Source organism: Nocardia farcinica (genome assembly GCF_001182745.1).
In the GTDB taxonomy this organism is placed as follows: Bacteria; Actinomycetota; Actinomycetes; order Mycobacteriales; family Mycobacteriaceae; genus Nocardia; species Nocardia farcinica.
This window is the reverse complement of the sequence record NZ_LN868938.1, coordinates 747,913-772,653: the sequence shown is the minus strand read 5'-3', so window position 1 is coordinate 772,653 and position 24,741 is coordinate 747,913. Positions and strand designations below refer to the sequence as shown.

Below are 24,741 nucleotides of genomic sequence, written 5' to 3'. Positions count from 1 at the left end.
CAGCGGATCGTGCACGCCGAGGGTGGCGACGACGACCATCGCGCCCAGCGTCGCACGCGCCACTGCACGCACCCCGGACCACCCCGGTCTGACAGGATGGTCCGATGGACGTGCAGCGACGGAATCGGATCGTGGTCACCGGGCAGGCCGGTGCGCCGGTGGTGGTGCTCGCGCACGGCTTCGGGTGTGACCAGAATTTGTGGCGGTTGGTGGTACCGCTGCTGGCGCCGGACTTCACGCTGGTGCTGTTCGATCACGTCGGCTCCGGCGGCTCCGACCTCAGCGCGTGGAACGCCGAACGCTACGGGACCATGCAGGGCTACGCCGACGACGTCGTCGAGGTCTGCCGCGCGATCGACGCCGGGCCCGTGGTGTTCGTGGGGCATTCCGTCGCCGCGACGATGGGAGTCCTGGCCGCGGCCGCCGAGCCCGAGCTGTTCCGCGGGCTCGTGCTGCTCGCACCGAGCCCCTGTTTCATCGACGATCCCGCACGCGGCTACCGCGGAGGTTTCAGCGCCGCCGACATCGACGAACTGCTCGAGTCGCTCGACGCCAACTACCTGGGCTGGTCGGGTGCGGTCGCGCCGATGATCATGGGCAACCCCGACCGCCCCGAACTCGCCGCCGAGCTCGAGAACAGCTTCTGCCGCACCGACCCCGACATCGCCCGGGTCTTCGCCCGCGTCACCTTCCTCTCCGACAACCGCGACGACCTGGCCGCCGTCACGGTGCCGACGCTGGTCGCGCAGTGCTCGCAGGACGCCATCGCCCCGCCGGAGGTGGGCGAGTTCGTCCGAGCCCAGATCCCGGGCAGCGATCTGCTCACTCTCTCGGCCACCGGCCACTGCCCCCAGCTGGCGGCGCCCGAGGAGACCGCCGCCGCCATCGCCGCCTTCGTCCGGCGGCTGCCCGCCCGGGCGCCGACAGCCGGCGTGCGGTGAGGATGTGCACCACCGGTGGCCCGGAGGGCGGCAGGCCGCTTCCCGGCGAGCCGGTGGAGTTCGCGATGCTGCTCGAGGACAGCACCGAGGACCTGTACGAGAACGCGCCGTGCGGGTATCTCTCGACGTTGCTCGACGGCACGATCGCCAAGATCAACACCACCCTGCTCGGCTGGCTCGGCTACACCCGCGACGAGGTGGTCGGACGCCGCCACTTCAGCGACCTGCTCACCGTCGGCGGGCGCCTCTACCACGAGACCCACTTCGCCCCGCTGCTGCGCATGCAGGGCGAAATCCGCGGCATCGCACTGGAATTGCGCACCGCGACGGGTGAGCGTCTCCCGGTCCTGGTCACCTCGACGGTCAAGACCGCCGCCGACGGCAGGCCCCTGCTCATCCGCACCACCGTGTTCGACGCCCGCGAACGCCGCGCCTACGAAGCCGAACTGCTGCGCGCGCGCCGCGCCGCGGACGCCGAACGCGAACGGCTGCAACGACTCAACACCATCCTGCAACGCACGCTGCTGCCTTCGGCACTGGAACCGGTCCCCGGCTTCGAGGTCGCCGCCCACTATCACATCGCCTCGCTCGACGAGGTCGGCGGCGACTTCTACGACCTGTTCCCGCTCGCCGACGGCGGCTGGGGGTTCTTCCTCGGCGACGTGTGCGGCAAGGGTGCCGCCGCGGCCGTCATCACCTCCCGCATCCGCTACACCCTGCGCGCGGCGGCCGTCCACGACCCCGACCCGGCCGCCGTGCTCACCCACCTGAACCGCGTGATGATCGCCGCCTATCAGCCCGGCGACCCCCGCTTCTGCACCGTCGTCCACGGCCGCCTCACCCGCGAGGGCGTCGCCGTCCACGTCACCCTCGCCGCGGGCGGGCATCCCCCGGCACTGTTGCTGCGGGCCGACGGCACCGCCGATTTCCTGCCCACCCCCGGCGGCCAGCTCATCGGCGCCCTCCCCGGCGCCACCATCGCCACCCGTGGCATCGACCTCGCCCCCGGCGACACACTGCTGCTCTACAGCGACGGACTCACCGAAGCCCGCACCGGCGCGGGCGGCCTCTACGGTGAAGACGCACTCCTGGACTTCGCCCGATCCATCGCACCCGCCGGCGCGAGCGAGGTGATCACCGAACTGACGACACTGCTCGACTCGCTCGGCAACGGCGTCACCGACGACACCGCCCTGCTGGCCCTGCACCGGAGCACCGCGGCCGGCGTGCAGCCCGCCACGGACACGTAGCACGGGGGAAATCTGCGCGCGGGCAGCGGCCGGCGCGTTACGATCCGCCTGGCCACCGGCGTCCTGCTGCTGCGGCCGAGCGGCTGGACACCCTCACCCGGCTGTGCGAGGAAGCGGGCCGCGACCGCGGCGAACTCGTCATCGCGGTGGCGCTGCGGTCCCCGACCGCGGCGGACCGGCAGGCACTGGCGGATCTGGGCGTCGACGAACTGGTGCTGGTGCAGTCGCCACCGGAGACGGGAGTCGAGGCATGGGTCGACCAGCTGGCCGACCAGTGGCTGGACCGACACCGGCCGGAGTAGACCGCGAGCCGGCGGCCAGCCTGTTGACCGAATCACCTTGCCGACGTACAGTGACTGCACTCACGTATTGAAACGTTTCAACGACGAGGCGGCCCCGAATGACCCAGACCCGCGAACGCGTCTGCTTCCTGCTCTCCCTGCGTCCGGACCGGATCGAGGACTACCTCGCCGCGCACGCCACGGTGTGGCCGGAGATGTTGGCGACGCTGCGGGAGGCGGGGTGGACGAACTACTCGCTGTTCCTGCGCCCCGAGGACGGGCTGGTGGTCGGCTACCTCGAGACCCCCGACTTCGCGGCGGCGCAGGCGGCGATGGCCGCGAGCGAGGTCGATGCGCGCTGGCAGGCCACGATGGCCCAGTACTTCCAGCCCGGCGCCCGGCCCGGCGACGGCATGCACCGCCTCACCGAGTACTTCCACCTGGACTGAGCCCCGGCTCGCTCCGCTCCCCTCCCGAAACCCTGCTGATCACCGAGGAAGACCCATGAAGGTAGGCGCAACAACCACCACCGGGTGGAAAGCGACGATCTCCGTCGCGATGTCCAACTACATCGAGGCGGGCTCGATCATCGCGATCGCCACCAGCCTGACCTTCTGGCAGGACGCGTTCGGCATCAGCAACTTCGCCGTCGGCCTGCTGGCCGCGTTGAGCGCCAACGCCTTCGGCGCGGCGATCGGCGCCGGCATCGGCGGGCCGCTGTGTGACCGCTACGGGCGCAAGGCGATCTACACCTACGACCTGCTGGTGTACATGGCGGGCGTGCTGCTGGCGGCGTTCGCGATGAACTTCGCCATGCTGCTGGCGGCGTTCGTGATCACCGGTATCGCGGTGGGCGCGGGTGTGCCGGCCTCGTGGACCTACATCGCCGAGCAGGCGCCGACGACCGAGCGGGCCCGCCATGTGGGCACCGCGCAGCTGGCCTGGTCGGTCGGGCCGCTGGTCGGCTTCGCACTGGCCGCGGTGCTGGCCCCGCTGGAACTGCTGGGCTCGCGCCTGATCTTCCTGCACCTGTTCGTGGTCGCGGCGGTGGTCTGGTGGATCCGGCAGGGGTTGGCGGAGTCGCAGATCTGGCGGGACGAGACCGGCACCGGCGCGAACGTCACGGCGGGCGTGCGGTCCACCACCGGTGGTCAAGGCCTGCGGGGGTTGTTCTCCCGGCGCATCAACATCACCGCGCTGCTGGTGCTGATCGGCATCTACGGTTTCTGGAACACCGTGGCCGGGCAGGCGGGCATCTTCATGCCGCGGGTCTACGACAGCGCGGGCGTGCACAGCGCGGTGCAGCAGAACCTGCTGCAGGTGCTGGTGTGGGGTGCGACGGTGGCCGCCACCTGGTTCGGGTTCATGGCCTACGCCGACCGGGTCTCGCAGCGCCTGCTCTACGTGATCGGCGCGGCGTTGGGCGTGCTGGCCTGGTGTGTGCTGGTGTTCTTCACCGACGCGGGCATGCCGACCCTGCTGCTCTTCGCGGTGCTGTGGGGCGTGTCCAGCGGCATCGGCGCCCAGGCCTTCTACAGCCTGTGGACCTCGGAGCTGTTCGCCACGCCGTATCGGGCCAGCGCCCAGGGCTTCATGTTCTTCGTGGTCCGGTCGGCGACCGGTCTGCTCAGCTACTTCTTCCCCACCCTGCTGGCCGCCACCGGGCTCACCGTCGTCGGCCTGCTGCTGATCGGCCTGCTGACCGTCGCCCTCGCCATCGGCGCCGTCTTCGCCCCGCGCACCCAGGGAAAGACGTTGCGTGAGATCGAGATCGAACGCTACGGCAGCCCGGTCGAGGCACCGGGTGCCGCCCGCGGCCTCGAGGGCGCACCCGTGAGTGGGCACTGAGATGACGCGTCCGCCCACCCCATCCGTGACGAAAGGAGGTCCGGCCGTGTCGGTCGAGACCGTGCTGGAGGCCCTCGCGATCGAACTGCCCTCCTGGGCGTTCGGCAACTCCGGCACCCGGTTCAAGGTGTTCGGCACCCCGGGTACCGCCCGCACCGTCGAGGAGAAGATCGCCGACGCGGCGACCGTGCACCGGCTCACCGGCCTGGCGCCGACGGTGGCGCTGCACATCCCGTGGGACACCGTGCCGGACTATCGGGCGCTGGCCCGCTACGCCGAGGATCTCGGCGTCGCGCTGGGCACGATCAACTCCAACACCTTCCAGGACGACGACTACAAGTTCGGCAGCCTGACCCACACCGACAAGCGCATCCGCCGGAAGGCGATCGATCACCATCTGGCGTGCCTGGAGATCATGGCGGACACCGGCTCGCGCGACCTGAAGATCTGGCTCGCCGACGGCACCAACTACCCCGGCCAGGGCGACATCCGCGGCCGCCAGGACCGGCTGGCCGAGTCGCTGGCCACGATCTACCGGCACGTCGGCGCCGGCCAGCGAATGGTGTTGGAGTACAAGTTCTTCGAGCCCGCCATGTATATGACCGACGTGCCGGACTGGGGCACCGCCTACGCCCAGGTGAGCGCGCTCGGTGAGCGGGCGGTGGTGTGCCTGGACACCGGGCATCACGCGCCGGGCACCAACATCGAGTTCATCGTGGCGCAGCTGCTGCGGCTGCGGAAACTGGGCTCGTTCGACTTCAATTCCCGCTTCTACGCCGACGACGATCTGATCGTCGGCGCGGCGGACCCGTTCCAGCTGTTCCGCATCCTGTTCGAGGTGCTGCGCGGCGGCGGGCTCGACCCCGGCTCCGGTGTCGCGCTGATGCTCGACCAGTGCCACAACATCGAGGACAAGATTCCCGGCCAGCTCCGCTCGGTGCTCAACGTGCAGGAGATGGCCGCGCGGGCGGCGCTGGTCGACCTCGACGCGCTGACCGCCGCGCAGGAAGCCGGCGACGTGCTCACCGCCAACGCGGTGTTCATGGACGCCTTCTACACCGACGTGCGGCCGCGGCTGGCCGCCTGGCGCGGCGAGCGCGGCCTGCCGGAGGACCCGATGGCCGCCTACGCCCGTTCGGGCCACCAGCAACGGCTCGCCGCCGAACGTGCCGGGGGCAGCGCGGCCTCCTGGGGCGCCTGACCACACCATCATCGACACGAGGACACCACCTGCCATGACGCACCCGACCGTCGCCGCACTCATCGCCCGCTCCCACCGGCTCGGCGCCGATCCGAAGAACACCAACTACGCCGGCGGCAACACCTCCGCCAAGGGCGCCGACACCGATCCGGTCACCGGCGAACCCGTCGAGCTGATGTGGGTGAAGGGCTCCGGCGGTGATCTGGGCACGCTCACCGAATCCGGGCTGGCCGTGCTGCGGCTGGACCGGCTGCGCGCCCTGGTCGGCGTCTATCCCGGTGTGGAACGCGAGGACGAGATGGTCGCGGCGCTGGACTACTGCCTGCACGGGCGCGGCGGTGCGGCCCCGTCCATCGACACCGCCATGCACGGGCTGGTGGAGGCCGCGCACGTCGATCACCTGCATCCCGATTCGGGCATCGCGCTGGCCACCGCGGTGGACGGGCCGGAGCTGACCGAGAAGATCTTCGGCGACCGGGTGGTGTGGGTGCCGTGGCGGCGACCCGGTTTCCAGCTGGGGCTCGACATCGCCGAGATCCGGCGCCGCAACCCCCGCGCCATCGGGACCATCCTCGGCGGGCACGGGATCACCGCGTGGGGTGAGACCTCCGACGAGGCCGAGGCGCACTCGCGGGAGATCATCGAGACGATCGAGCGATTCCTGGACACCCACGGCAAGCCCGAACCGTTCGGCCCGGTCCTGCCCGGCTACGCGGCGCTGCCGGCCGAACAACGCCGGGCCAAGGCCGCGGCGCTGGCGCCGTTCCTGCGCGGGCTGGCCTCCACCGACCGCCGCCAGGTCGGGCACTTCACCGACACCGAACCGGTGCTCGACTTCCTCGCCCGCGCCGAACATCCGCGGCTGGCCGCGCTGGGCACCAGCTGCCCGGACCACTTCCTGCGCACCAAGGTCGCGCCGCTGGTGCTCGACCTGCCCGCCGACGCCCCGATCGAGCAGTGCAAGCAGCGCCTCACCGAACTCCACGAGACCTACCGCGCGGACTACCGCGCCTACTACGAGCGGCACGCCACGGCCGACTCCCCCGCCATGCGCGGCGCCGACCCCGCCATCGTGCTGATCCCCGGCGTCGGCATGTTCAGCTACGGCGCCGACAAGCAGACCGCGCGGGTGGCCGGCGAGTTCTACCTCAACGCGATCAACGTGATGCGCGGCGCGGAGTCGGTCTCCCGGTATCAACCGATCGACGAGGCCGAGAAGTTCCGCATCGAGTACTGGGCGCTGGAGGAGGCCAAACTCGCCCGCCGCCCGCGGCCCAAGCCGCTGGCCACCCGGATCGCGCTGGTCACCGGCGCGGCGTCGGGCATCGGCAAGGCTATCGCGGCGCGGCTGGCCGCCGAGGGCGCGTGCGTGGTGCTCGCCGACCGCGACGGAGCGAAGGCGGCCGAGGTCGCGGCCGAGCTCGGCTCGGCCGACGTGGCGATCGGCGTGGCCGCCGACGTCACCGATGAGGGGCAGGTCCGGGCCGCCGTCGACGCGGCCGTGCTCGCGTTCGGCGGCCTGGACCTGGTCGTCAACAACGCCGGTCTGTCGCTGTCGAAGTCGTTGCTCGACACCACCGAAGCCGACTGGGATCTCCAGCACGACGTGATGGCCAAGGGCTCCTTCCTGGTGGCCAAGGCGGCGGCCCGCGCGCTGATCGATCAGCGCATGGGCGGCGACATCCTCTACATCTCGTCGAAGAACTCGGTCTTCGCCGGGCCGAACAACATTGCCTACTCCGCGGCCAAGGCCGACCAGGCCCACCAGGTGCGGCTGCTGGCGGCCGAGCTCGGCGAGCACGGCATCAAGGTCAACGGCATCAACCCGGACGGGGTGGTGCGCGGTTCGGGGATCTTCGCCGGCGGCTGGGGCGCGCAACGCGCGGCGGTCTACGGGGTCGAGGAATCCGAGCTCGGCGCCTTCTACGCCCAGCGCACCCTGCTCAAGCGCGAGGTGCTGCCCGAGCACGTCGCCAACGCCGCCTTCGCGCTGTGCAGCGCGGACTTCTCGCACACCACCGGGCTGCATGTGCCGGTGGACGCCGGGGTCGCCGCGGCGTTCCTGCGATGAGCGCCACCGGCGCGGTGGCCGCCGTCGATCTCGGCGCCACCAGCGGGCGGGTGATGCTCGCGCGGGTCGGTCCCGGCCGCATCGCGATGCGGCAGGTGTCCCGCTTCGCCAACGATCCGCTGCCGCTGTGGCAGGGCGACCGGGCGGCGCTGCACTGGGATCTGCCCGGCCTCTACCGGCAGGTGGGGCGCGGACTGGCCGCCGCGGCCAGGCTCGAACCCACCCTGCTCGGCGCCGGGATCGACACCTGGGCCGTCGATTACGCGCTGCTGCGGCAGGGGGCGGCGGTGCACCTGCCCTACCACTATCGCGACCCCCGCACGGCGCAGGGTGTGGAGGCGGTGCACGCGGTCGTGGACCGCGACGAGTTGTATCGCCGCAACGGCCTGCAGTTCCTGCCGTTCACCACGGTCTACCAGCTCGCCGCCGAACAGCGCTGCGGCGCACTGGAGTCCGCCGATGCGGCACTGCTGATCCCGGATCTGCTCGGGTACTGGCTGACCGGCACCGCGGTGACCGAACGCACCAACGCCTCCACCACCGGCCTGCTCGGACTCGACGGCACCTGGGACACCGACCTGCGCGCCCGGCTGGGGCTGCCGGACCTCTTCCCCGCGGTCGTCGATCCCGGCACCGCGCTCGGACCGGTACTGCCTTCGGTCGCCACCGCGTTCGGCCTCGATCCCGGGCTGACGCTGAGCACGGTGGCCTCCCACGACACCGCCTCGGCGGTGGCGGCGGTGCCGATGGCGCCCGAGTCCGCCGCCTACATCTCCTGCGGCACGTGGGGTCTGGTCGGCGTGGAACTGTCCGCGCCGCTGGTCGATCCGGCCGCCAGGGACGCCGGATTCACCAACGAGGCCGGACTGGACGGCCGCACCCGGTTCCTGCACAACGTGATGGGGCTGTGGCTGCTCAGCGAATCGGTGCGGTACTGGCAGCGCGACGGTCACACCGCCGACCTGGCCCGGCTGCTCGCCGCGGCGGCCGACGCCCCGGCTCCCGCGGCGCTGTTCGACGTCGACGACCCGATGTTCCTGGCCCCCGGCGACATGCCCGCCCGCATCGAAGCCTGGTACACCACGCGTGACCTGCCGGTGCCGGACGGGCCGGTGCCGATGGTGCGCGCCATCGTGGAGAGCCTGGCCGCCGCGCTCGCCGCGGGCGTGCGCACCGCCGTGGAACTGACCGGCCTGCCCGTGCGCACCATCCACCTGGTCGGCGGCGGCGCCCGCAACACCCTGTTGTGCCGGCTGCTCGCCGAACACGCCGGGCTGCCGGTGCTGGCCGGACCGGTCGAGGCGACCGCACTGGGCAACATACTGGTGCAGGCCCGCACCCACGGGCTGCTGCACGGCGACGTGGACGCGTTGCGGGCCGAGGTGGCCGCCGCGTTCCCGCCGCGCCGGCACGACCCGCACCCCGAATCCGTCCGGAAGGCAGGCTGATGAAACGACAGGTACCCAGGCCACGCGACCTCGCGCCGCTGTTGCAGTTCAAGAAGCCGCGCCTGAACCCCACGCGGCGCCGCCTCGACGCCGCGCTCACCATCGAGGATCTGCGCCGCATCGCCAAGCGCCGCACCCCGCGCGCCGCCTTCGACTACACCGACGGCGCCGCCGAAGCCGAGATCTCCCTCGACCGCGCCCGCCAGGCGTTCCGGGACATCGAGTTCCATCCGGCGATCCTGCGCGACGTGTCCAAGGTGACCACCGGCTGGGAGGTGCTCGGCGGGCCGGTCTCGCTGCCGTTCGGCATCGCCCCCACCGGGTTCACCCGCATGATGCAGACCGAGGGCGAACACGCAGGCGCTCGCGTCGCCGGGCGGGCGGGCATCCCGTTCTCCCTCTCCACGATGGGCACCGCGTCCATCGAGGACGTGGCCGCGGCCAACCCGCACGGCCGCAACTGGTTCCAGCTCTACATGTGGAAGGACCGGGACCGCTCGATGGCCCTGGTCGAGCGGGCCGCCGCGGCCGGATTCGACACCCTGCTGGTGACCGTGGACGTGCCGGTGGCGGGCGCGCGGCTGCGCGACACCCGCAACGGCATGTCCATCCCGCCCGCGCTCACCCCGGCCACCGTGCTCGACGCGCTGCCCCGGCCGCGCTGGTGGATCGACTTCCTCACCACCGAGCCGCTGGCGTTCGCCTCGCTGGACCGGTGGTCGGGCACCGTCGCCGAATTGCTCGACACCATGTTCGACCCCACCGTGACCTTCGAGGACCTGGCCTGGATCCGGGACCAGTGGCCGGGCAAGGTGGTGGTCAAGGGCATCCAGACCCTCGCCGACGCGCGCGCGGTCGTGGACACCGGTGTCGACGGCATCGTGCTCTCCAATCACGGTGGCCGACAGTTGGATCGCGCGCCCGTGCCGTTCCACCTGCTGCCCGAGGTGGCGCGGGAGCTCGGCGGTGACACCGAGATCCTGCTCGACACCGGCATCATGTCCGGTGCCGACATCGTCGCGGCCGTCGCGCTCGGTGCGCGCTGCACCCTCGTCGGCCGCGCCTACCTCTACGGCTTGATGGCCGGTGGCGAGGCCGGGGTGCAGCGCGCGGTCGACATCCTCGCCGGACAGCTCGAGCGCACCATGCGGCTGCTCGGGGTCACCTGCCTGGAGGAACTGAACCCGCGCCATGTCACCCAGCTGACCAGGCTTGCCCCGCGACCGGTGGCCGACCAAGATCGGGGATGAGCAACCCGGCAGCGGAACAGAGGAGGCGCGGGCACCGGTGGTGAGCATGAAGGAGGTGGCCGCGGCGGCCTCGGTGTCGGTGGGCACCGTCTCCAACGTGCTCAACGCGCCGGAGAAGGTCGCCCCCGCCACCGTCGAGCGGGTCCTCGCCGCCATCGACCGGCTCGGCTTCGTCCGCAACGACGCGGCCCGCCAGCTCAAGGCGGGCCGCTCCCGCTGCGTCGGGCTGGTCGTGCTCGACATCGGCAACCCCTTCTTCTCCGATGTCGCCCGCGCCGCCCAGCAACGCGCCGCCGACCACGACCTGGTCGTGCTGCTCGGCTCCAGCGACGACGAGCCCGACCGGGAACGCCGCTACATCGAAACCTTCGACGAGCAACGGGTATACGGGCTGCTCATCTCCCCCGCGGGGGAACGGATCGACCGGCTCGTCACTCTCCACGACCGCGGTGTGCCGGTGGTGCTGGTCGACCGCGACGGCCACGGCACCCCGTTCTCCTCGGTCGCCGTCGACGACGTCGCCGGCGGCGACCTGGCGGTCCGGCACCTGTGCGCCGTCGGCCGTCGCCGCATCGCCGTCGTCGGCGGTCCCGCCACCCTCGCCCAGGTCGCCGACCGCCCCGCCGGCGCCCGCCGCGCCGCGCGGGCGCATCCCGGTGTCCGGCTCACCGTCCTCGACACCCCCGCCCCCACCGTGCTGGCCGGTCGCGCGGCCGGTGAACACCTCGTCGCCCTTCCCGCCGACGAGCGCCCCGACGCCGTGTTCTGCGTCAACGACCTGCTCGCCATCGGCGTCCTGCAGGCCCTCACCCTGCACGGCGTCACCGTGCCCGACGACATCGCGCTCGTCGGCTACGACGACATCGATTTCGCCGAATCCGCGATCGTCCCGCTCACCTCGGTGCGCCAGCCGCGCGCCCGCATCGGCTCCTCGGCCATCGACCTGCTGGTGTCGGTGGCCGACGGGAAGCGGCGCGAGCCCGAACACGTCTGCTTCCGCCCGGATCTGGTGCAGCGGGCATCGTCACGCTGATCCGGCGACTCCCGCCATCTCGAATGTGGTTGCGAGACGGAGCTGTTCGGAGTCGACGCGTGCCGCTGTTCCTCATCGGTGACTCGCCAGACCGTCGGCGAGCATGTCGACGAACTGCTCGATCCACGTCTCGTCGACCGCCTCGGCGCCGCGCAGCACGACGGCCACCAGCGTGGTGCCGAACACCGCTTCCACACACAGCGAGATGTCGAGGTCGCCACGCGCTTCGCCGCGCGCGACGGCACCGGCGAACGAATCGGCCAGGTCGTCCCAGACCCGGCTGCGCAGCCGCGCCGACAGTTCCTTCTCCAGCGCGGAATCCGTCATCAGTTCGCTGATCAGCGCGGGGGTGGCGCGCCGGCCGGCGGGTGACCCCACCACCGCCACGCATCGGGTGACGATGGTGCGCAGGACCCCGCGTAACGTGCCGTCGACGGCGGGTCCGGCCGCCACGTCGACCGGGAAGACGGCCTCGTGCACCAGATGCGCCTTGGACGCCCAGCGGCGGCGGATGGCGGGCACCGACGTCCCGGCGCGCTCGGCGATGGCGCGGAAGGTGAGGTCCGCATAGCCCACCTCGGCCACCAGATCGCGGGTCGCGGCCACCACGGCGTCATCGATCCTGGTGTCCCGGGGACGGCCGGAGCCGGTCGGCGCCGCGTCGTCGAGCACTCTGCTTCACCTCTTCCTCGGGAGCGGTCCCGCTCGGCCGGCTCATTATCGCCGGGTGCGGCGGATCTGTCCGAAACGCCTCGGCGAACACCTCCGAGTATTACATTCTGTTTCGGAACGAAATGTAATTCGGATCACTGGAGACACCGTGACACCCGACTTCCCCCATGACTCGATCGCCGACCTGCTCGGTGCCCGCGCCGAGGACGACCACCCCGCACTGCTCTTCGGCGACCAGCGGATGAGCTGGCGCGAGTTCGTCCGGGCGGCGCGCGAGCGCGCGGCCGCGCTCACCGCACTGCGCCGGCCCGGGCCCTGGCACGTCGGCGTGCTCATGGACAACGAGCCCGAGTACCTGCTGCTGATCGCGGGCGCCGCCCTCTGCGGAGCCACCATCGTCGGCATCAACGCCACCCGCCGCGGCGGTGAACTGGCCGCCGACATCACCGGCACCGATATCCGCACCGTGATCGTCGCCCCCGGCCACCGCCCGTTGCTGGACGACCTCGACCTCCCCGACGTCGACATCCTCGACAGCGACGGCGCCCGCTACCGCGACACATTGCACCGCGCCGCGGCGAACCCCACCACCGCACCCGCACCGCCGCCGGGCCGCGAGCACACGCTGCTGTTGTTGTTCACCTCCGGAGCGACCGGCGCTCCCAAAGCCGTCGTCTGCTCGTCCTTCCGGCTCGCCGTCATCGCCCAGCTCAACCGGCACAGCCTGGTCCGCGACGACATCGCCTACAACGCCATGCCGTTGTTCCACGGCAACGCGGTGATGTCGGCGTGGGCACCGATCCTCGCCGTCGGCGGCACCCTCGCCCTGCGGCCACGGTTCTCGGCCTCGGGGTTCCTGCCCGACGTGCAACGCTTCGGGGCGACGTTCTTCAACTACGTCGGCCGGGCACTGTCCTACATCCTGGCCCAGCCCGAACGTCCCGAGGAGGGGCAGACCCGGTTGCGTCTCGGGTTCGGCACCGAAGCCTCCATCCGGGACCGCCGGGAGTTCCAGCGCCGCTTCCGCTGCCGGATCGTGGAGTCCTACGGATCCTCCGAAGGCGTCTGCGCGATCGTCCGCGCGCCGGACACGCCCGAGGGCGCACTCGGGCGGCCGACCGACGACCTCGAGATCGTCGACGTCCACGGAAACGTCTGCTCTGTCGCCGAATTCGGCCCGGGCGGGCGCCTCCGCAACGCCGCCGACGCGATCGGCGAGATCGTGGTCCGCGGCGGCGCGGCCCGCTTCGAGGGCTACTACAACAACCCCGCCGCGACCGCGGAGAAGCTGCGCGACGGCGACTACTGGACCGGCGATCTCGCCTACCGCGACGTCGACGGCTACTTCTGGTTCGCCGGCCGCACCTCGGACTGGATCCGCGTCGACAGCGAGAACTTCGCCTCGGCACCCATCGAACGCATCCTGGCCCGCCACCCGGGCATCGCCACCGCGGTCGTCTACGGCGTCCCCGACCCCCGCACCGGCGACCAGGTGATGGCCGCCCTGCTCCCGCTCCCGGACCACCCCTTCGACCCCGACGAGTTCGCCGCCTTCCTCGACGCCCAGCCCGACCTCGGCACCAAATGGCGGCCCGGTCTGGTGCGCGTGGTCACCGACCTGCCGCAGACCGGGACCGGCAAGGTCGACAAGCAGGCCCTGCGCCGCCAGGCGTGGCTGTGCGGCGATCCCGTCTACACCCGGACGAACGGCACCTACCGACCCCTGACCGAGGACGCCCGCGCCGCCGTCGCGGCGACGTTCGCAGAACACGGCCGCCTGGCTCTCCTGCCCGGCGACCAGCGATGACCGAAAGGCAGCACCATGATCGAACTCGACCGCAACCACCTCGTCGACTGCATCACCGCCCGACTCGCCGTCACCGACCAGCCGCGGCAGCGGACCATGCTCGAACGCATGCGAGTCCACGCCGCCGCCGAACGCGACGGCGACCTCGACACCCTGGTCGGCACCCTCGGCCCGGCCACGAACTACCACTTCTGGCAGCTCACCGGTGACGTCGGCCCCAAGACCCGCGACGGTGTCACCGAGTACTACCGCGCCCTGGTCGAGAACAACGGCCACATCCTCGAATTCCACTGCGAACGCATGGTCGTCGACGACCACTGCATCGTCATCGAAGGGCGCCTCACCATGATCCAACCCGGCGCGCTCCTGATGCAGCACCCCCTCGCGGCAGGCATGGCCGAGGCCGGCAAGAACTACCTCCTCCGCATGCGCAACGTCATCTTCTGGTCCTTCGACGAGGACCTGATGATCATCGGCGAGGACTCCTACACCGGCGGCCCGATCGAGGTCCGCGCCCTCGAAGACAACGAACTCCCACCGGATTTCGCCGCACTCGTCCAGTCGTGACGCCCGGGCGCCGACCACGGGCTCGCGGCCGCGTGGCGGCACCGCTGGGCATCCGCACTAGATTGCTAGCATGCTAGCATCGACGGGTGGCCAAGGAGGAAGTGAAGCAGTTCAACGTCTACCTGCCGACGGAGCTGATCAAGCAGGTCAAGTTCCACGCGATCGAATCGGGGATGTCGTTGTCGGCGCTGGTGGCCGCGGCGCTGCGCGACTACCTCGCGCACGAGAGAGAGGACGAGCGATGACGACCACGGGTATCGAGGCGGTTTTCCTGGAGACGCACAACTGGGGCCGGATGGCGAAGTTCCTCCAGGGCGTCGGATTCACGCTCGAGTTCGAGACCGACCACCACTCCGGACAGTTCCGCAACGACGACGGGCCATATGTCTTCGTCGCGGAGGTACCCCAGGACCGGCCGACCGGTGTCCAACTGGTGTTGAAGGCGACCGGCACCGAGCAGCCGGGCGACGGCGTCGAGGTGGTCAGCGAATTCCAGCCGACACACTACGGCACCACCGAGATGACCGTCCGCGATCCGGATGGGCGGGTCTGGAGCGTGCAGGCACCCCGGGAGCAGCGGTGACGGCGGCGATCGCACCGGACAGCACGGCCGTTCGGGTCGCGCTGTGGCGGGCGCTGCACGTGCTGCACGATCCGGCCCCGCATGTGTTCGACGACCTGGCCGGGTTGCGCTTGGCCGATCCCGAGGACGGCTGGCGGTGCCGGCCGGACATGGATCCGGCGCGGACCGGCCCGATGCGCGCGGGCATCGTCGCCCGCGCGCGCTTCGTCGAAGATCTGCTCGCGCTCCAGGAGGTGGATCAGTACGTCGTACTGGGCGCCGGACTGGACACGCTCGCACTACGACAGCCCGAGTTCGCCCGCAAGCTGACCATTTTCGAAGTGGACCGGCCCGAGGCGCAGGAATGGAAGCGGCGGCGGCTCGTCGAACTCGGTCACGGAATACCCGAGCGGCTGCGCCTGGTCCCGGTCGACTTCGAGGTGGACTCGTGGTGGGAGCGGTTGCGGGCGGCCGGTTTCGACCCCGGACGCCCGGCCCTGGTCGCCTCCACCGGAGTCACCATGTACCTCAGCCGGGCAGCCAATATCGCGACGCTGGAACAACTCGCCCGGCTCGCACCCGGCTCGACCTTCGTCACCACATTCCTGCTACCGCTGGATCAGGTGGGGCCCGAGGAACAGCAGCTGCGCCGGTTCGCCGAGGACGGCGCCCGCCGCTCCGGCACGCCGTTCGTCAGTTTCTTCCGGCCCGCCGAACTGGTCGACCTGGCCCGCGCCGCGGGTTTCACCGACGCCCGGCACATCTCGGCGGCCGACCTCACCGCACGCTACTTCGCCGACCGCCCCGATGGACTGCGCCCGGCCGAATCCGAGCAGATCATGGTCGCCACGACCTGACCACCGACGGTCGAGGCAGGGCGAACTCCGCAGTCGCGGCCCAGGACGGCAACAGAACTCCCGTCGTCCACCGTGATTCGGATTCGCCCCCTGCCGTGCGCCACCGTTTCATGCCTCGCCGGAAAGAGCATCCCAGCCGTTCGCGAGGAGTTCGAAAGCGCGGATCATCGCCTCACGAGGATTGTCGTGGCCGCGGATGGCCCGGGGGGCTTCCAGGGCGAAATGGGCCAAGGCGGTGCAGGCGGGATCATCGGCCGACCGATCGCTCGATCGAGCGTTCGAGGAGCATCCCCACGGCACTCATTGACATCAGGCGATTCAACAAGAATCATACGATTCATATTCGGTTGCCCCGCGGCGGCCGGTCCAGTGGCGGACGAGGAGTCGGCATGTTCGACGAAGCAGAGTTCCAGCGAGCCCTCGCACAGCCCCGGCTGTCCCGCCCGGTACCGGAGTTCCTGGAATCCAACCGCGCGGTGCCCATCCGGGCCATCCCCGAGACCGAGTTGCAGGCGACCACCCAGCAATGGTTCGAGTCCTTCGCCACCAAGCTCGACTATCTCGGCGAGCGGCACGGCACCGACCTGAGCTGGCTGATGACCTGGGCCAAGAAGTACTGGTGGAGTTTCCTGGTCCGCGACATGAGCGTCAACGACGAGTTGTACGCGCCCGATATCCGCTACACCGACGTCACCACATTCGGCCGAACCATCGTCGGCATCGACGAGTTCGTGAAATACAACTTCGCCTTCTTCGACGCCATCCCGGACTGGCGCTACGACCCGCTACCCGACCAGGTCTACATCGACGTCCAACCCGACGGCACGGTGCGCACAGTCATCCGCTATATGGGCAGCGGCCACTGGACCGGCCCGCTTCGCCTCTACCCCTACGACGATTCCGCGCCCACCCTCTACGGCACCGGCCGCTTCATCCAAGCCCCCGCCGTCGACCGCTACCACTTCACCGAGGACGGGCTGATGGCGGAAGGCGAAACCCTCTACGACTTCCTCGACGGCGTGCAGCGCGCGGGCATCCTGCCCCGCGACGACAGCTGGCCCTTCCGCGCCCTGATGGCGGCGTCGAAGATCCCGGCGATGGCGCAGCGGGTCGGGCGCGGTTTTCGGCGATGACAGCGCACGGGAAACGTGGACGGCCCCGGAAACGTCGGCGGGGCTTACCACCGACCTTCGGGGCCGTCATCATCTTTCGCGAGCGTCAGATGCCGATGATCGCACGCAACGCCGCGATCAGCTGAGAAACGAAATCGAGAATCATCGGATTCACCTCCTCCGTGGTCAGCGGTAATCCTCGAATTACACGTTCCCCCGGCGCCGAAACACCCCCTGAGAAATGGGCGCACTGCGCGGCCTTCCGGCATGCATCATCCGGGTCCGACACCGAGGCCGAACAAGGAACTCGCGCCGCTGTACCGAATCCGGGTTTCCCCGCCCGACCGCTACGCCGCCGAACCCGACCGGAGGTCGGCAATTTACCGGCGACGCCACCCAAGCGCATCCATGCAGCCCCGTGTCGTGGACACATGGGCCGATTTGGCCAGTGCCGCATCGACAACGGCCCGAATCGAGGCGCCGTTTTCGATCCATGGCTCGGCACCCGACGTGTATCGCCGTCGGTTTCCCCGCGGACCCCCGGAGCCGGACGGCGCGCCACGCGAGCCGGGTTTACGCCGCGCACAACGGTGTACCTCAGCAAGTGCAGTACCGGTGAATACGAACAGTCCGAGAGAAAGGAATTGCCATGCTCGACGAACTGTTGGCGTTGATCACCACCCTCATCGACACCCTCAGCGCCGGGGCGGGTCTGCCACTCTGACCGCCCGAGTCCCGACTGCCGCCCTGGCCCCGGTGACGGCCGGGGCCAGGGCGGCGCGGAGTCTGCTCGGCTGGAACACCTTTCGGAATCCACCGCGCTCCGGCGGAGTGTTGGCGGTGGCGGGCCCGCCGCCCTCCGACCAACCACCGGCCGGGCATGACCGACCCGCACACGCCTACTTGTCGGGGCCGTCTGCGAGGATCGCCGCATGGACGAGGAAGTCATCCCCATTCTCCGCGTCGCCGATGCCGCCGCGGCGGTTGCCTGGTATGAGCGGCTGGGCTTCACACAACAGTGGGAGCACCGTTTCGAACCGGGTTTCCCCGCCTTCGTCGAGGTCGCCCGCGGCGAGGTTCGGCTGTTCTTGTCCGAGCACGAGGGCGACGCCCGCCCCGACACCCTGATCTACCTCCGCGTCCGCGATATCGACACCGTCGCCGCCGAATTCGGTGTCCCGGTCGAGGAAGCGCCGTGGGCGCGCGAAATCGAACTGCGCGATATCGACGGCAACCGGCTGCGCATCGGAACACCGACGGAATGACCCGCACGACAGCGGCGACGCTCATGCGTCGTCATCGACGGACCCGATGGGTTCCTCTGCCTCGGTGCCGCTCTCGATTTCCGGCCATGCATCGCGCATGGCTGACAGTGTGCTGATAAGAAGATCCTTCGGCGCGCCCGGAATCGGACACGGAAGATACATGTTCGCGGGACGTCGAGGTAACACGGACCACTCCTCGTACTGGATCGAGATCGGTGAAAGCTATGCGTATTACGGAGGCACGGAGTTCGACAGCGACAGCCACGTACCGGATGACCACCCTCATGATCCGCGTGTTCCGCCCCCCTCTGTGCCGGAGGCGGTGTACCGGCGGCTTATGGAGTTCTGGCCGCTCCCGTCGGTCCAACTCGATGGCGACATCTCGGATCACGATCGCGCCGCCGACCTCGGTCACGAATTCGTTCACTCGATCACCCACGCCGCCTTCGACCGACAGGACCGCAGTGCTTCGATGACAGTCGCGCCGGAAGGCCAGGAACGGCCCGCAGGGCCCTGCACCCAACAACGAACCGCCGCGCTGGCAGGTGTCGGCGCGGGCAAGGCGATCTCGGCACCTGCTCCAGCCACGCTGACGTTCAGCCAGAACAGCTCGCCTTCGAGCTGCCATTGATCCGGGACGCCAGGAATTACCACGAACGTCCATCGCTTGGACCTGAAGTGCGAGATGATCGGGCCGCCGTCGATCCCTCGGTCGCGCAGATGGAGACGAACCTGAGCTGCGAGCGCAGAAGGCACCGTGATCGCCCCGATGTTGCCCGTCCGGAAAGTGATGAGCTCACCGCTCGGATCGATCTCGGCGGGTAGCCCACACCGACGATAGAAGTCGCAGCGCGTGATCACGGTGTCGCTCGAATAGGCAATGCCCACAGTCCGGTATCCCTCCGTCGCAGTTCGGCTCCCCAGATGCCGAGGGTCACGGCGCCGACGCCTCGGGCTGCGACAAGACTCGTCCGTGCTCGCGACGCCGGCCACGCGTCGCCGTTGCGCTTACGGTGCAGTTGGGGTGCACTTCGCAACGGCGAATGCAGCGCCGGAAACCCGCCCAGGGTGTAATTGTCGAGGAACCGACGACTGCATACGCGAGAGCTGGAGCTGAAGCCGATGATCGTCGAGCGATGGACCGGGGTGGAGTCGAAGGCGCTTCGCGAGGCGATGCACCTGAGTATCGAAAAGTTCTCTGCCAGAACGAGTATCGCGCCGCGGACGATCGCCGAGTGGGAGGAGAAGGGGCCACGGGCCCGCCTCCGGCCGTCGAGTCAGGCACTACTCGAGAAGACCTTGCTCGAGTCCCCCACCTCGGTCGCTGCCCGCTTCGCGCGCCTGCTCTCCGTCGCACGTCCCCGCACGGAGCAACCAGACCCCAACCCGCCCGCGACGGTTACGCTGACAAACGACCCCGCGGGTCGGCCCGCGCCGATCGTGCTCGGGTCCGAAGATGAAGATCCAGTCTGGGTGCACGCCCGGACCCTCGCCGGAGAGGTCGTTCTCGTGTCACTCCCCCGCCGCACCGTCCTCGCCGGATTCGGAGTAGGAGCGCTGGCGGCCGCTGTCGGGACACGTCCCGTATCGGCGCTGGCTTCGTGCGCGCAGATCGACCACGCGGCGCACTTCTCCAGGCTCCGGCTGTCCCTCATCGAAAGCGACAATCTCCACGGCTCACAGAGCGCGATCCCGCTGGTCGAGCAAAACCTGCAGATCATGAATGAACTCCGACGCGGCGGTATCGGAGACATGACGCAGATGCAGCGACTACGGATCCTCTACGCGGAGTTGGCGGCCTGGCTACACCAAGACGGCCGCAACTGGTCACGAGCACAGCACTGGACCGACCGGGCGTTGACGTGGTCCCACCAACTCGGCGACAGCTACTACATCGCGGCGGCGTTGATCAGGAAAGCCCAGCTGGCCAACGATCAGGGCGACGGGACCGAGGCCATCGAGCTCGCCGAAGCAGCCGAGCGAGCAGCACCACCGAGAACCCGATTCCAGGCAGTGGCGGCGACTTACGCGGGTTTCGGTGCCGCCCTGATCGGAGACCGAACCGGGAGCGAGCGGGCGTTCGACCGCGCGCGCAGGCACCTGCACGATGCCGACCACGATGCCTCCTGGGGGTTCTTCCTCGACGAGCCCTATATCGCTGCCCACGAGGCGCACGGCAAGCTCGCGCTGGGAAGCTACCGCATTGCCGCCGAGCAATTCAGCGATGCGATCAGCGCGATGAGGCCGGAGTACCTGCGAGACCAAGCGGTGTACTTGTCCCGGCAAGCTGTCGCCTATGCACGAACCGGACAGTTCGAGCCAGCAGCGCACGTGGGTCTGACAGCGCTGCGGGTGGGGGTATCCACCGGCTCGGAACGCGTGCTGCACAATGTGCGTCAACTCCACAGGCTGCTCGGGTCCGGGGCGACCACCGAAGTCGTGGAGTTCAAGGACGCTGCTCGTCAGTGGGAAGTGGTGAAATCATGACGCGCCCGTACGTCCTTCTCTCGGTGGCGACGAGCGTGGACGGCTACCTCGACGACACCGGACCGGAACGATTGCTGTTGTCGAACGACGCCGACTTCGATCGCGTCGACCAGGTGCGCGCCGAATCGGATGCCATTCTCGTCGGTGCCGCCACCGTTCGCACCGATAACCCGCGCTTGATCGTCAAAAGCGAGGCGCGCCAAGCGGCTCGGGTGGCCGCAGGCCGTTCTCGCCACCCGTTGAAAGTCACCGTCACCGCGACCGGCGATCTGGATCCCGCCGCGAAGTTCTGGCACCACGGCACCGAAGACCATCGGCCGGTCGTCTACACGACCTCGGCCGGCCACGAGAAGACCGCACAGCTCCTCGACGGTCTCGCCGACGTCGTCGATCTCGGGCCCGCAATCGATTTCGGCGCCCTGCTGGACGATCTCGGCGGCCGGGGTGTCCGGCGCCTGATGGTCGAGGGCGGCGGGCACATCCATACCGCCTTCCTCTCCCACCGGCTCGCGGACGAACTCCTCCTCGCGATCGGGCCGACTGTGGTCGGGCAAGCGAACGCTCCACGGTTCCTGCACCCGGCCGCGTTCCCCGGCGGACCACACCGTCGCATGCGCTTGACCGACGTCACCCGCCTCGGCGACGTCGCCGTCCTGCGTTACCTGCCCAAGGAGACTCCATGACCACCGACCACCACTGGATGAACCGGGCGATCGAGCTCGCCCGCCGGTGCCCGCCCGCACCGGGAGCCTTCTCGGTGGGGGCGGTGATCGTCGCCGACGGCATCGAGATCGCCAGCGGCTACTCCCGCGAGACCGACCTGAAGGTGCACGCCGAGGAGGCCGCGCTGGACAAGCTCGATCCGCACGACCCGCGACTGTCTCGCGCCACGATCTACAGCACCCTCGAACCGTGCTCGGAACGCGCAACCACAACACGGCTGCCCTGCACCGATCGCGTTCTGGCAGTGGGTATTCCGCGGGTGGTGATCGCGTGGCGGGAGCCCGCGACGTTCGTGGCGGACTGCGTCGGCGTCGAGAAGCTCGAGCAGTCGGGCGTCGAGGTGGTCGAGCTGCGTGAACTGGCCGAGGCGGCGATGGCGATGAACCGCCACCTCGACCTGGGATGAGTGCTGCTCGCCGGGGCTCAGCGGCGCGTCATTGCCGGCCGCGGCTGCGTGCGGCGCTGTCGGGAGCGGCACCCGAGTCCGCGGCCACGGCATGCTCAGGCGGTCGTTCGGCCCGGCCGGCCGAGGCCGGATATACGAGTGGCAGCAATATCCCGGCCATGGCGGTGGTGACGAGGGCCATCACGACCATGAGGGAGTACAGGTCGGTGTCGAGGACGCCGAGCTCCACACCGACGGTCAGGGCGATGAGTTCGGTCAGGCCCCTCGTGTTGATCAGGATCGCCAGCGCGGCCGAGTCGCGAGGTGCGATCCGGTTCGCCCGGGCGCCGAGGTAGGCACCGATTCCCTTGCCGCCCACGGCGGTCAGCAGGATGAGCGCCAGGTCGCCGAGGGCGGCGCCGCCCAGCGCGGACAGGTCGACCGCGAGTCCGGCGACGACGAAGAACACCGGTAGCAGCACCGACGAGACACCGCGCACGCGCGACACCACCCACGCGCGCAGCTGGATGCCGTGTTCGCGGGGCATGGCCGCGCCGAAGAGGAAGGCGCCGAAGATCAGGTGCAGGCCCATCCATTCGGTGGCCGACGCCGACAGCGCCAGCCCGCCCGCGACCACGACCGACGCGGCAGCCCCGTACCGGGCACCGACGCCGAGCCTGCCGCGCGACCGCCGGTCGGTCCACGCACCCCATCGCGCCAGCAGGGGCCGGAGCCCGACGATCACGAGCAGCACGAAGGGCACGACGAGCACGAGCCGCCACGGCTCGGCGGCACCGCCGGCCACCACCGCCACCACGGCCAGCAACGACCATGCGATCACGTCGTCGACGGCGGCGACCGCGACGGCGACCGCGCCGACCGGTGTGGCCAACAGCTTGCGATCGGTCAGGATCCGGGCCAGAACCGGGAAGGCGGTCACCGACATCGCGGTGCCCAGGAACAGCACGAACCCCACGCGGTGCGCGCTGGGATACCGCTCGGCCAGGGACAGCGCCAGCAACGCGCCGAGGCCGAAGGGCACCACGATCGAACTGAGCGCCACCCCACAGGCCGTCCGCCGCCGCCCGCGCAGCAGGTCACCGTTCAGCTCGAGCCCGACCAGGAACATGAACAGCACCACCCCGACGGTGGCCAGGGTCTGCAGTGCCGGGCGGATGTCGGCGGGGAACAGCACCCGGGTGAGCTCGCCGCCGAAGACGGTGGGCCCGAGCAAGATTCCCGCGGCGATCTCGCCGATCACCGGCGGTTGCTGCAGTCGTTCGGCCACCCGGCCGAGCAGCCGCGCGACCACGACGATGACGACGAGCGCCGCCGACAGGTGCAGCACCATGTGCGGAGCCATCGACCATCCTTCTCCGCGGCGGCGGACAGCGCGCCGCTTCCTCGGGCAAGCGGTCGCGCGATCGGCGCCGGCGCGCAGGCTCTTTCGGCGACGGAACCGCCCCGGGACAACAACGCACTAACGATAACGGTTTTCATTTAGTTTCGCACATCGGCGCATTCCGGAGCAGATCCCCGCAGGGATCGGCCCGGTGCCTCACACCTTCGCCGGGACCTCCGCGCGCGGGATCAGCAGTCCCGCGATCACCGTGCCGACCGCGATCAACGCGCCACCCATGAAGAACGCGGCCGAGTAGCCGTCGCTGAGCGCCGCGGGAGTTCGATCGCCCGCGGTGACCGTCGCGGCCACCGTGGCCAGCACCGCCAGGCCGAGCGCGCCGCCGAGCTGGCGGGAGCTGTTCAACAGGCCGGAGGCCATCCCCGCCTCCTCGGCCGCGACGCCGCGCATGGCGATGGTGCCCATGACCACGAAGCTGATGCCGATGCCGACGCTCGCCACCACCGAGGGGCCGAGAATGTCGGTGAGGAACGTGCCACCGGGCCCGCCCGTGCCGAACCACGCGATCCCGACCGCGCCGAGCAGCCCGCCGACCACGAGCGTCGCCCGATGGCCGAACCGGTTCACCAGCACCGGAACCAGACGCATGCCGCCCACGGCGCCGAGCGCGAAGGGCACGAAGCACACCCCGGCGGTGGCGGGCGAGTACAGCAGCACCGACTGCATGTGCAACGAGACGAAGTAGAAGGCGGCCAGCTGCCCGGCGGTGATCATGAAACCGAAGACGTTGGCGCCCGCGACACTTCCGTGCGCGAGCAGCCCCAGGCGCATGAGCGGTTCGGCGACACGGGTTTCCACCACGACGAACGCCGCCAGCAGCACCACGCCGACCGCGAGCGTGCCGACCGTGACGGCGGAGGCCCAGCCGTGCTCGTCGGTGCGCACCACCCCGAGGATCAGCAGCAGCATCGCGGTGGTCACCAGCAGGGCGCCGGCGATGTCGAGCCGGGGTCGCGCCCGGTCCTCGGCACCCCCGATCCCCCGCGCGGCCGTGCTCAGCGCGGCGACCACGATCGGCACGTTGATCAGCAGCACCCACCGCCAGTCCACGAAGTCGGTGAGCAGACCGCCGGCCACCACGCCGAGCGCACCGCCGAGCATGGTGGCCGCCGCCCACAGCCCCACCGCTTTGGTGCGGGCGGGCCCCTCCGGGAAGGTCACGGTGATCAAGGCCAGCGACAGCGGCGACAAGGCGGCGGCTCCCAGGCCCTGAACCGCCCTGGCACCGATGAGCAGGGCCTCGTCGGTGGCGAGGCCGCCCGCCAGGCTGGCGGCGCCGAAGAGGACCAGGCCCGCGATCATCGTCCGCCGGCGGCCGATCACGTCGCCGAGCCGTCCGCCGAGCAGCAGGAATCCGCCGAACACCACGGCATAGGCGTTGACGACCCATTGCAGTGCGGTGGCCGACATGTCGAACTCGGACTGGATGGCCGGGAGCGCGACATTCACCACCGACAGGTCCAGCGAGACCATGAACTGCACGATCACCACGGTCGCCAGCACGGCTGCCGGTCTGTTCGTCTGCGCCATCTACCCCTCCGAGCCCCGAAACCGATTTAAT

24 protein-coding genes are annotated in these 24,741 nt (G+C 70.1%); 20 read left to right on the top strand and 4 right to left on the bottom strand.

Annotated elements, in window-relative coordinates; all coding sequences use genetic code 11:
• Nucleotides 1-104: 104 nt before the first annotated feature.
• The 10 genes from AMO33_RS03820 to AMO33_RS03780 all read left to right on the top strand — a co-directional run bounded on the left by AMO33_RS03820 (nt 105) and on the right by AMO33_RS03780 (nt 11,323).
• Entirely contained in the window at nt 105-941 is an 837-nt protein-coding gene (locus AMO33_RS03820; protein WP_060590573.1) for an alpha/beta fold hydrolase, read from the top strand.
• Nucleotides 942-943: 2 nt separating this feature from the next.
• Nucleotides 944-2,191 (top strand): SpoIIE family protein phosphatase, encoded by a 1,248-nt coding sequence (locus AMO33_RS03815; RefSeq protein ID WP_060590570.1) that lies wholly within the window; start codon nt 944-946, stop codon nt 2,189-2,191.
• A 146-nt stretch (nt 2,192-2,337) separates the two neighbouring features.
• Complete coding sequence (locus AMO33_RS30125) at nt 2,338-2,493, top strand: hypothetical protein (RefSeq protein WP_174520482.1); 156 nt, start codon at nt 2,338-2,340, stop codon at nt 2,491-2,493.
• A gap of 98 nt (nt 2,494-2,591) precedes the next feature.
• On the top strand, nt 2,592-2,921 hold the full coding sequence (locus AMO33_RS03810; RefSeq protein WP_060590568.1) for an L-rhamnose mutarotase: 330 nt from the start codon (nt 2,592-2,594) through the stop codon (nt 2,919-2,921).
• Between the two features lie 55 nt (nt 2,922-2,976).
• Nucleotides 2,977-4,320, top strand: a complete 1,344-nt coding sequence (locus AMO33_RS03805) for an MFS transporter (RefSeq protein ID WP_060590566.1) — start codon at nt 2,977-2,979, stop codon at nt 4,318-4,320.
• Between the two features lies 1 nt (nt 4,321).
• On the top strand, nt 4,322-5,521 hold the full coding sequence (gene rhaI / locus AMO33_RS03800) for an L-rhamnose isomerase (RefSeq protein WP_060590564.1): 1,200 nt from the start codon (nt 4,322-4,324) through the stop codon (nt 5,519-5,521).
• Nucleotides 5,522-5,555: 34 nt separating this feature from the next.
• A complete protein-coding gene (locus AMO33_RS03795) occupies nt 5,556-7,592 on the top strand; it encodes a bifunctional rhamnulose-1-phosphate aldolase/short-chain dehydrogenase (RefSeq protein WP_060590562.1) in 2,037 nt (678 codons plus the stop codon).
• Nucleotides 7,589-9,040, top strand: coding sequence for a rhamnulokinase (locus AMO33_RS03790; RefSeq protein WP_060590560.1), 1,452 nt, complete (start codon nt 7,589-7,591; stop codon nt 9,038-9,040). The genes AMO33_RS03795 and AMO33_RS03790 overlap by 4 nt, the downstream gene beginning before the upstream one ends.
• Nucleotides 9,040-10,290, top strand: a complete 1,251-nt coding sequence (locus tag AMO33_RS03785; RefSeq protein WP_170916104.1) for an alpha-hydroxy acid oxidase — start codon at nt 9,040-9,042, stop codon at nt 10,288-10,290. Before AMO33_RS03790 ends, AMO33_RS03785 begins: the two co-directional genes overlap by 1 nt.
• 46 nt (nt 10,291-10,336) lie before the next feature.
• A complete protein-coding gene (locus AMO33_RS03780; RefSeq protein WP_060593273.1) occupies nt 10,337-11,323 on the top strand; it encodes a LacI family DNA-binding transcriptional regulator in 987 nt (328 codons plus the stop codon).
• A gap of 72 nt (nt 11,324-11,395) precedes the next feature.
• Here AMO33_RS03780 and AMO33_RS03775 read toward each other — a convergent pair whose 3' ends face one another.
• Nucleotides 11,396-11,995: a TetR/AcrR family transcriptional regulator gene (locus tag AMO33_RS03775; RefSeq protein WP_060590557.1), complete on the bottom strand. Its 600-nt coding sequence runs from the start codon at nt 11,993-11,995 to the stop codon at nt 11,396-11,398.
• A 148-nt stretch (nt 11,996-12,143) separates the two neighbouring features.
• On the opposite strand from AMO33_RS03775, the gene AMO33_RS03770 reads away from it, so the two are divergent.
• The 7 genes from AMO33_RS03770 to AMO33_RS03740 all read left to right on the top strand — a co-directional run bounded on the left by AMO33_RS03770 (nt 12,144) and on the right by AMO33_RS03740 (nt 18,165).
• Nucleotides 12,144-13,802 (top strand): AMP-binding protein, encoded by a 1,659-nt coding sequence (locus AMO33_RS03770; protein WP_060590555.1) that lies wholly within the window; start codon nt 12,144-12,146, stop codon nt 13,800-13,802.
• A 15-nt stretch (nt 13,803-13,817) separates the two neighbouring features.
• Nucleotides 13,818-14,369, top strand: a complete 552-nt coding sequence (locus tag AMO33_RS03765; RefSeq protein ID WP_060590553.1) for a hypothetical protein — start codon at nt 13,818-13,820, stop codon at nt 14,367-14,369.
• Nucleotides 14,370-14,455: 86 nt separating this feature from the next.
• Nucleotides 14,456-14,614 carry a ribbon-helix-helix domain-containing protein gene (locus AMO33_RS03760; protein WP_011209833.1) on the top strand — a complete coding sequence of 53 codons (159 nt, stop codon included), beginning with the start codon at nt 14,456-14,458 and terminating at the stop codon, nt 14,612-14,614.
• Entirely contained in the window at nt 14,611-14,952 is a 342-nt protein-coding gene (locus AMO33_RS03755) for a glyoxalase (RefSeq protein ID WP_060590551.1), read from the top strand. Before AMO33_RS03760 ends, AMO33_RS03755 begins: the two co-directional genes overlap by 4 nt.
• Before the next feature lie 8 nt (nt 14,953-14,960).
• Nucleotides 14,961-15,788, top strand: coding sequence for a class I SAM-dependent methyltransferase (locus AMO33_RS03750; RefSeq protein WP_373862102.1), 828 nt, complete (start codon nt 14,961-14,963; stop codon nt 15,786-15,788).
• A gap of 389 nt (nt 15,789-16,177) precedes the next feature.
• On the top strand, nt 16,178-16,921 hold the full coding sequence (locus AMO33_RS03745; RefSeq protein WP_060590547.1) for a nuclear transport factor 2 family protein: 744 nt from the start codon (nt 16,178-16,180) through the stop codon (nt 16,919-16,921).
• Nucleotides 16,922-17,832: 911 nt separating this feature from the next.
• Nucleotides 17,833-18,165, top strand: coding sequence for a glyoxalase superfamily protein (locus AMO33_RS03740; RefSeq protein WP_060590545.1), 333 nt, complete (start codon nt 17,833-17,835; stop codon nt 18,163-18,165).
• A gap of 423 nt (nt 18,166-18,588) precedes the next feature.
• On the opposite strand, the gene AMO33_RS03735 is transcribed toward AMO33_RS03740, so the two are convergent.
• Nucleotides 18,589-19,053, bottom strand: a complete 465-nt coding sequence (locus AMO33_RS03735) for a DNA-directed RNA polymerase subunit beta (RefSeq protein ID WP_228802045.1) — start codon at nt 19,051-19,053, stop codon at nt 18,589-18,591.
• A 234-nt stretch (nt 19,054-19,287) separates the two neighbouring features.
• Between AMO33_RS03735 and AMO33_RS03730 the strand changes: the two genes are divergently transcribed.
• From AMO33_RS03730 to AMO33_RS03720, 3 genes are read left to right on the top strand one after another with little or no spacing between them, the layout of a single operon-like run.
• A complete protein-coding gene (locus AMO33_RS03730; protein WP_060590544.1) occupies nt 19,288-20,652 on the top strand; it encodes a helix-turn-helix domain-containing protein in 1,365 nt (454 codons plus the stop codon).
• A gap of 35 nt (nt 20,653-20,687) precedes the next feature.
• Nucleotides 20,688-21,335, top strand: coding sequence for a RibD family protein (locus AMO33_RS03725; protein ID WP_231857869.1), 648 nt, complete (start codon nt 20,688-20,690; stop codon nt 21,333-21,335).
• Entirely contained in the window at nt 21,332-21,781 is a 450-nt protein-coding gene (locus AMO33_RS03720; protein ID WP_060590542.1) for a deaminase, read from the top strand. The genes AMO33_RS03725 and AMO33_RS03720 overlap by 4 nt, the downstream gene beginning before the upstream one ends.
• 28 nt (nt 21,782-21,809) lie before the next feature.
• On the opposite strand, the gene AMO33_RS03715 is transcribed toward AMO33_RS03720, so the two are convergent.
• Nucleotides 21,810-23,123, bottom strand: coding sequence for a cation:proton antiporter (locus AMO33_RS03715; RefSeq protein ID WP_076573413.1), 1,314 nt, complete (start codon nt 23,121-23,123; stop codon nt 21,810-21,812).
• A 195-nt stretch (nt 23,124-23,318) separates the two neighbouring features.
• The gene (locus tag AMO33_RS03710; protein ID WP_060590540.1) at nt 23,319-24,710 is read right to left on the bottom strand and encodes an MFS transporter; all 1,392 of its coding nucleotides are present in this window, start codon (nt 24,708-24,710) and stop codon (nt 23,319-23,321) included.
• Between the last annotated feature and the right edge of the window lie 31 nt (nt 24,711-24,741).

What these genes read in the sequence shown, in the direction of transcription:
- AMO33_RS03820 (WP_060590573.1), top strand. Translation starts at nt 105, where the DNA reads ATGGACGTGCAGCGACGGAATCGGATCGTGGTCACCGGGCAGGCCGGT.
- AMO33_RS03815 (WP_060590570.1), top strand. Translation starts at nt 944, where the DNA reads ATGTGCACCACCGGTGGCCCGGAGGGCGGCAGGCCGCTTCCCGGCGAG.
- AMO33_RS03810 (WP_060590568.1), top strand. Translation starts at nt 2,592, where the DNA reads ATGACCCAGACCCGCGAACGCGTCTGCTTCCTGCTCTCCCTGCGTCCG.
- AMO33_RS03805 (WP_060590566.1), top strand. Translation starts at nt 2,977, where the DNA reads ATGAAGGTAGGCGCAACAACCACCACCGGGTGGAAAGCGACGATCTCC.
- rhaI (WP_060590564.1), top strand. Translation starts at nt 4,322, where the DNA reads ATGACGCGTCCGCCCACCCCATCCGTGACGAAAGGAGGTCCGGCCGTG.
- AMO33_RS03795 (WP_060590562.1), top strand. Translation starts at nt 5,556, where the DNA reads ATGACGCACCCGACCGTCGCCGCACTCATCGCCCGCTCCCACCGGCTC.
- AMO33_RS03790 (WP_060590560.1), top strand. Translation starts at nt 7,589, where the DNA reads ATGAGCGCCACCGGCGCGGTGGCCGCCGTCGATCTCGGCGCCACCAGC.
- AMO33_RS03785 (WP_170916104.1), top strand. Translation starts at nt 9,040, where the DNA reads ATGAAACGACAGGTACCCAGGCCACGCGACCTCGCGCCGCTGTTGCAG.
- AMO33_RS03780 (WP_060593273.1), top strand. Translation starts at nt 10,337, where the DNA reads ATGAAGGAGGTGGCCGCGGCGGCCTCGGTGTCGGTGGGCACCGTCTCC.
- AMO33_RS03765 (WP_060590553.1), top strand. Translation starts at nt 13,818, where the DNA reads ATGATCGAACTCGACCGCAACCACCTCGTCGACTGCATCACCGCCCGA.
- AMO33_RS03755 (WP_060590551.1), top strand. Translation starts at nt 14,611, where the DNA reads ATGACGACCACGGGTATCGAGGCGGTTTTCCTGGAGACGCACAACTGG.
- AMO33_RS03745 (WP_060590547.1), top strand. Translation starts at nt 16,178, where the DNA reads ATGTTCGACGAAGCAGAGTTCCAGCGAGCCCTCGCACAGCCCCGGCTG.
- AMO33_RS03740 (WP_060590545.1), top strand. Translation starts at nt 17,833, where the DNA reads ATGGACGAGGAAGTCATCCCCATTCTCCGCGTCGCCGATGCCGCCGCG.
- AMO33_RS03730 (WP_060590544.1), top strand. Translation starts at nt 19,288, where the DNA reads ATGATCGTCGAGCGATGGACCGGGGTGGAGTCGAAGGCGCTTCGCGAG.
- AMO33_RS03720 (WP_060590542.1), top strand. Translation starts at nt 21,332, where the DNA reads ATGACCACCGACCACCACTGGATGAACCGGGCGATCGAGCTCGCCCGC.
- AMO33_RS03715 (WP_076573413.1), bottom strand. Translation starts at nt 23,123, where the DNA reads ATGGCTCCGCACATGGTGCTGCACCTGTCGGCGGCGCTCGTCGTCATC.
- AMO33_RS03710 (WP_060590540.1), bottom strand. Translation starts at nt 24,710, where the DNA reads ATGGCGCAGACGAACAGACCGGCAGCCGTGCTGGCGACCGTGGTGATC.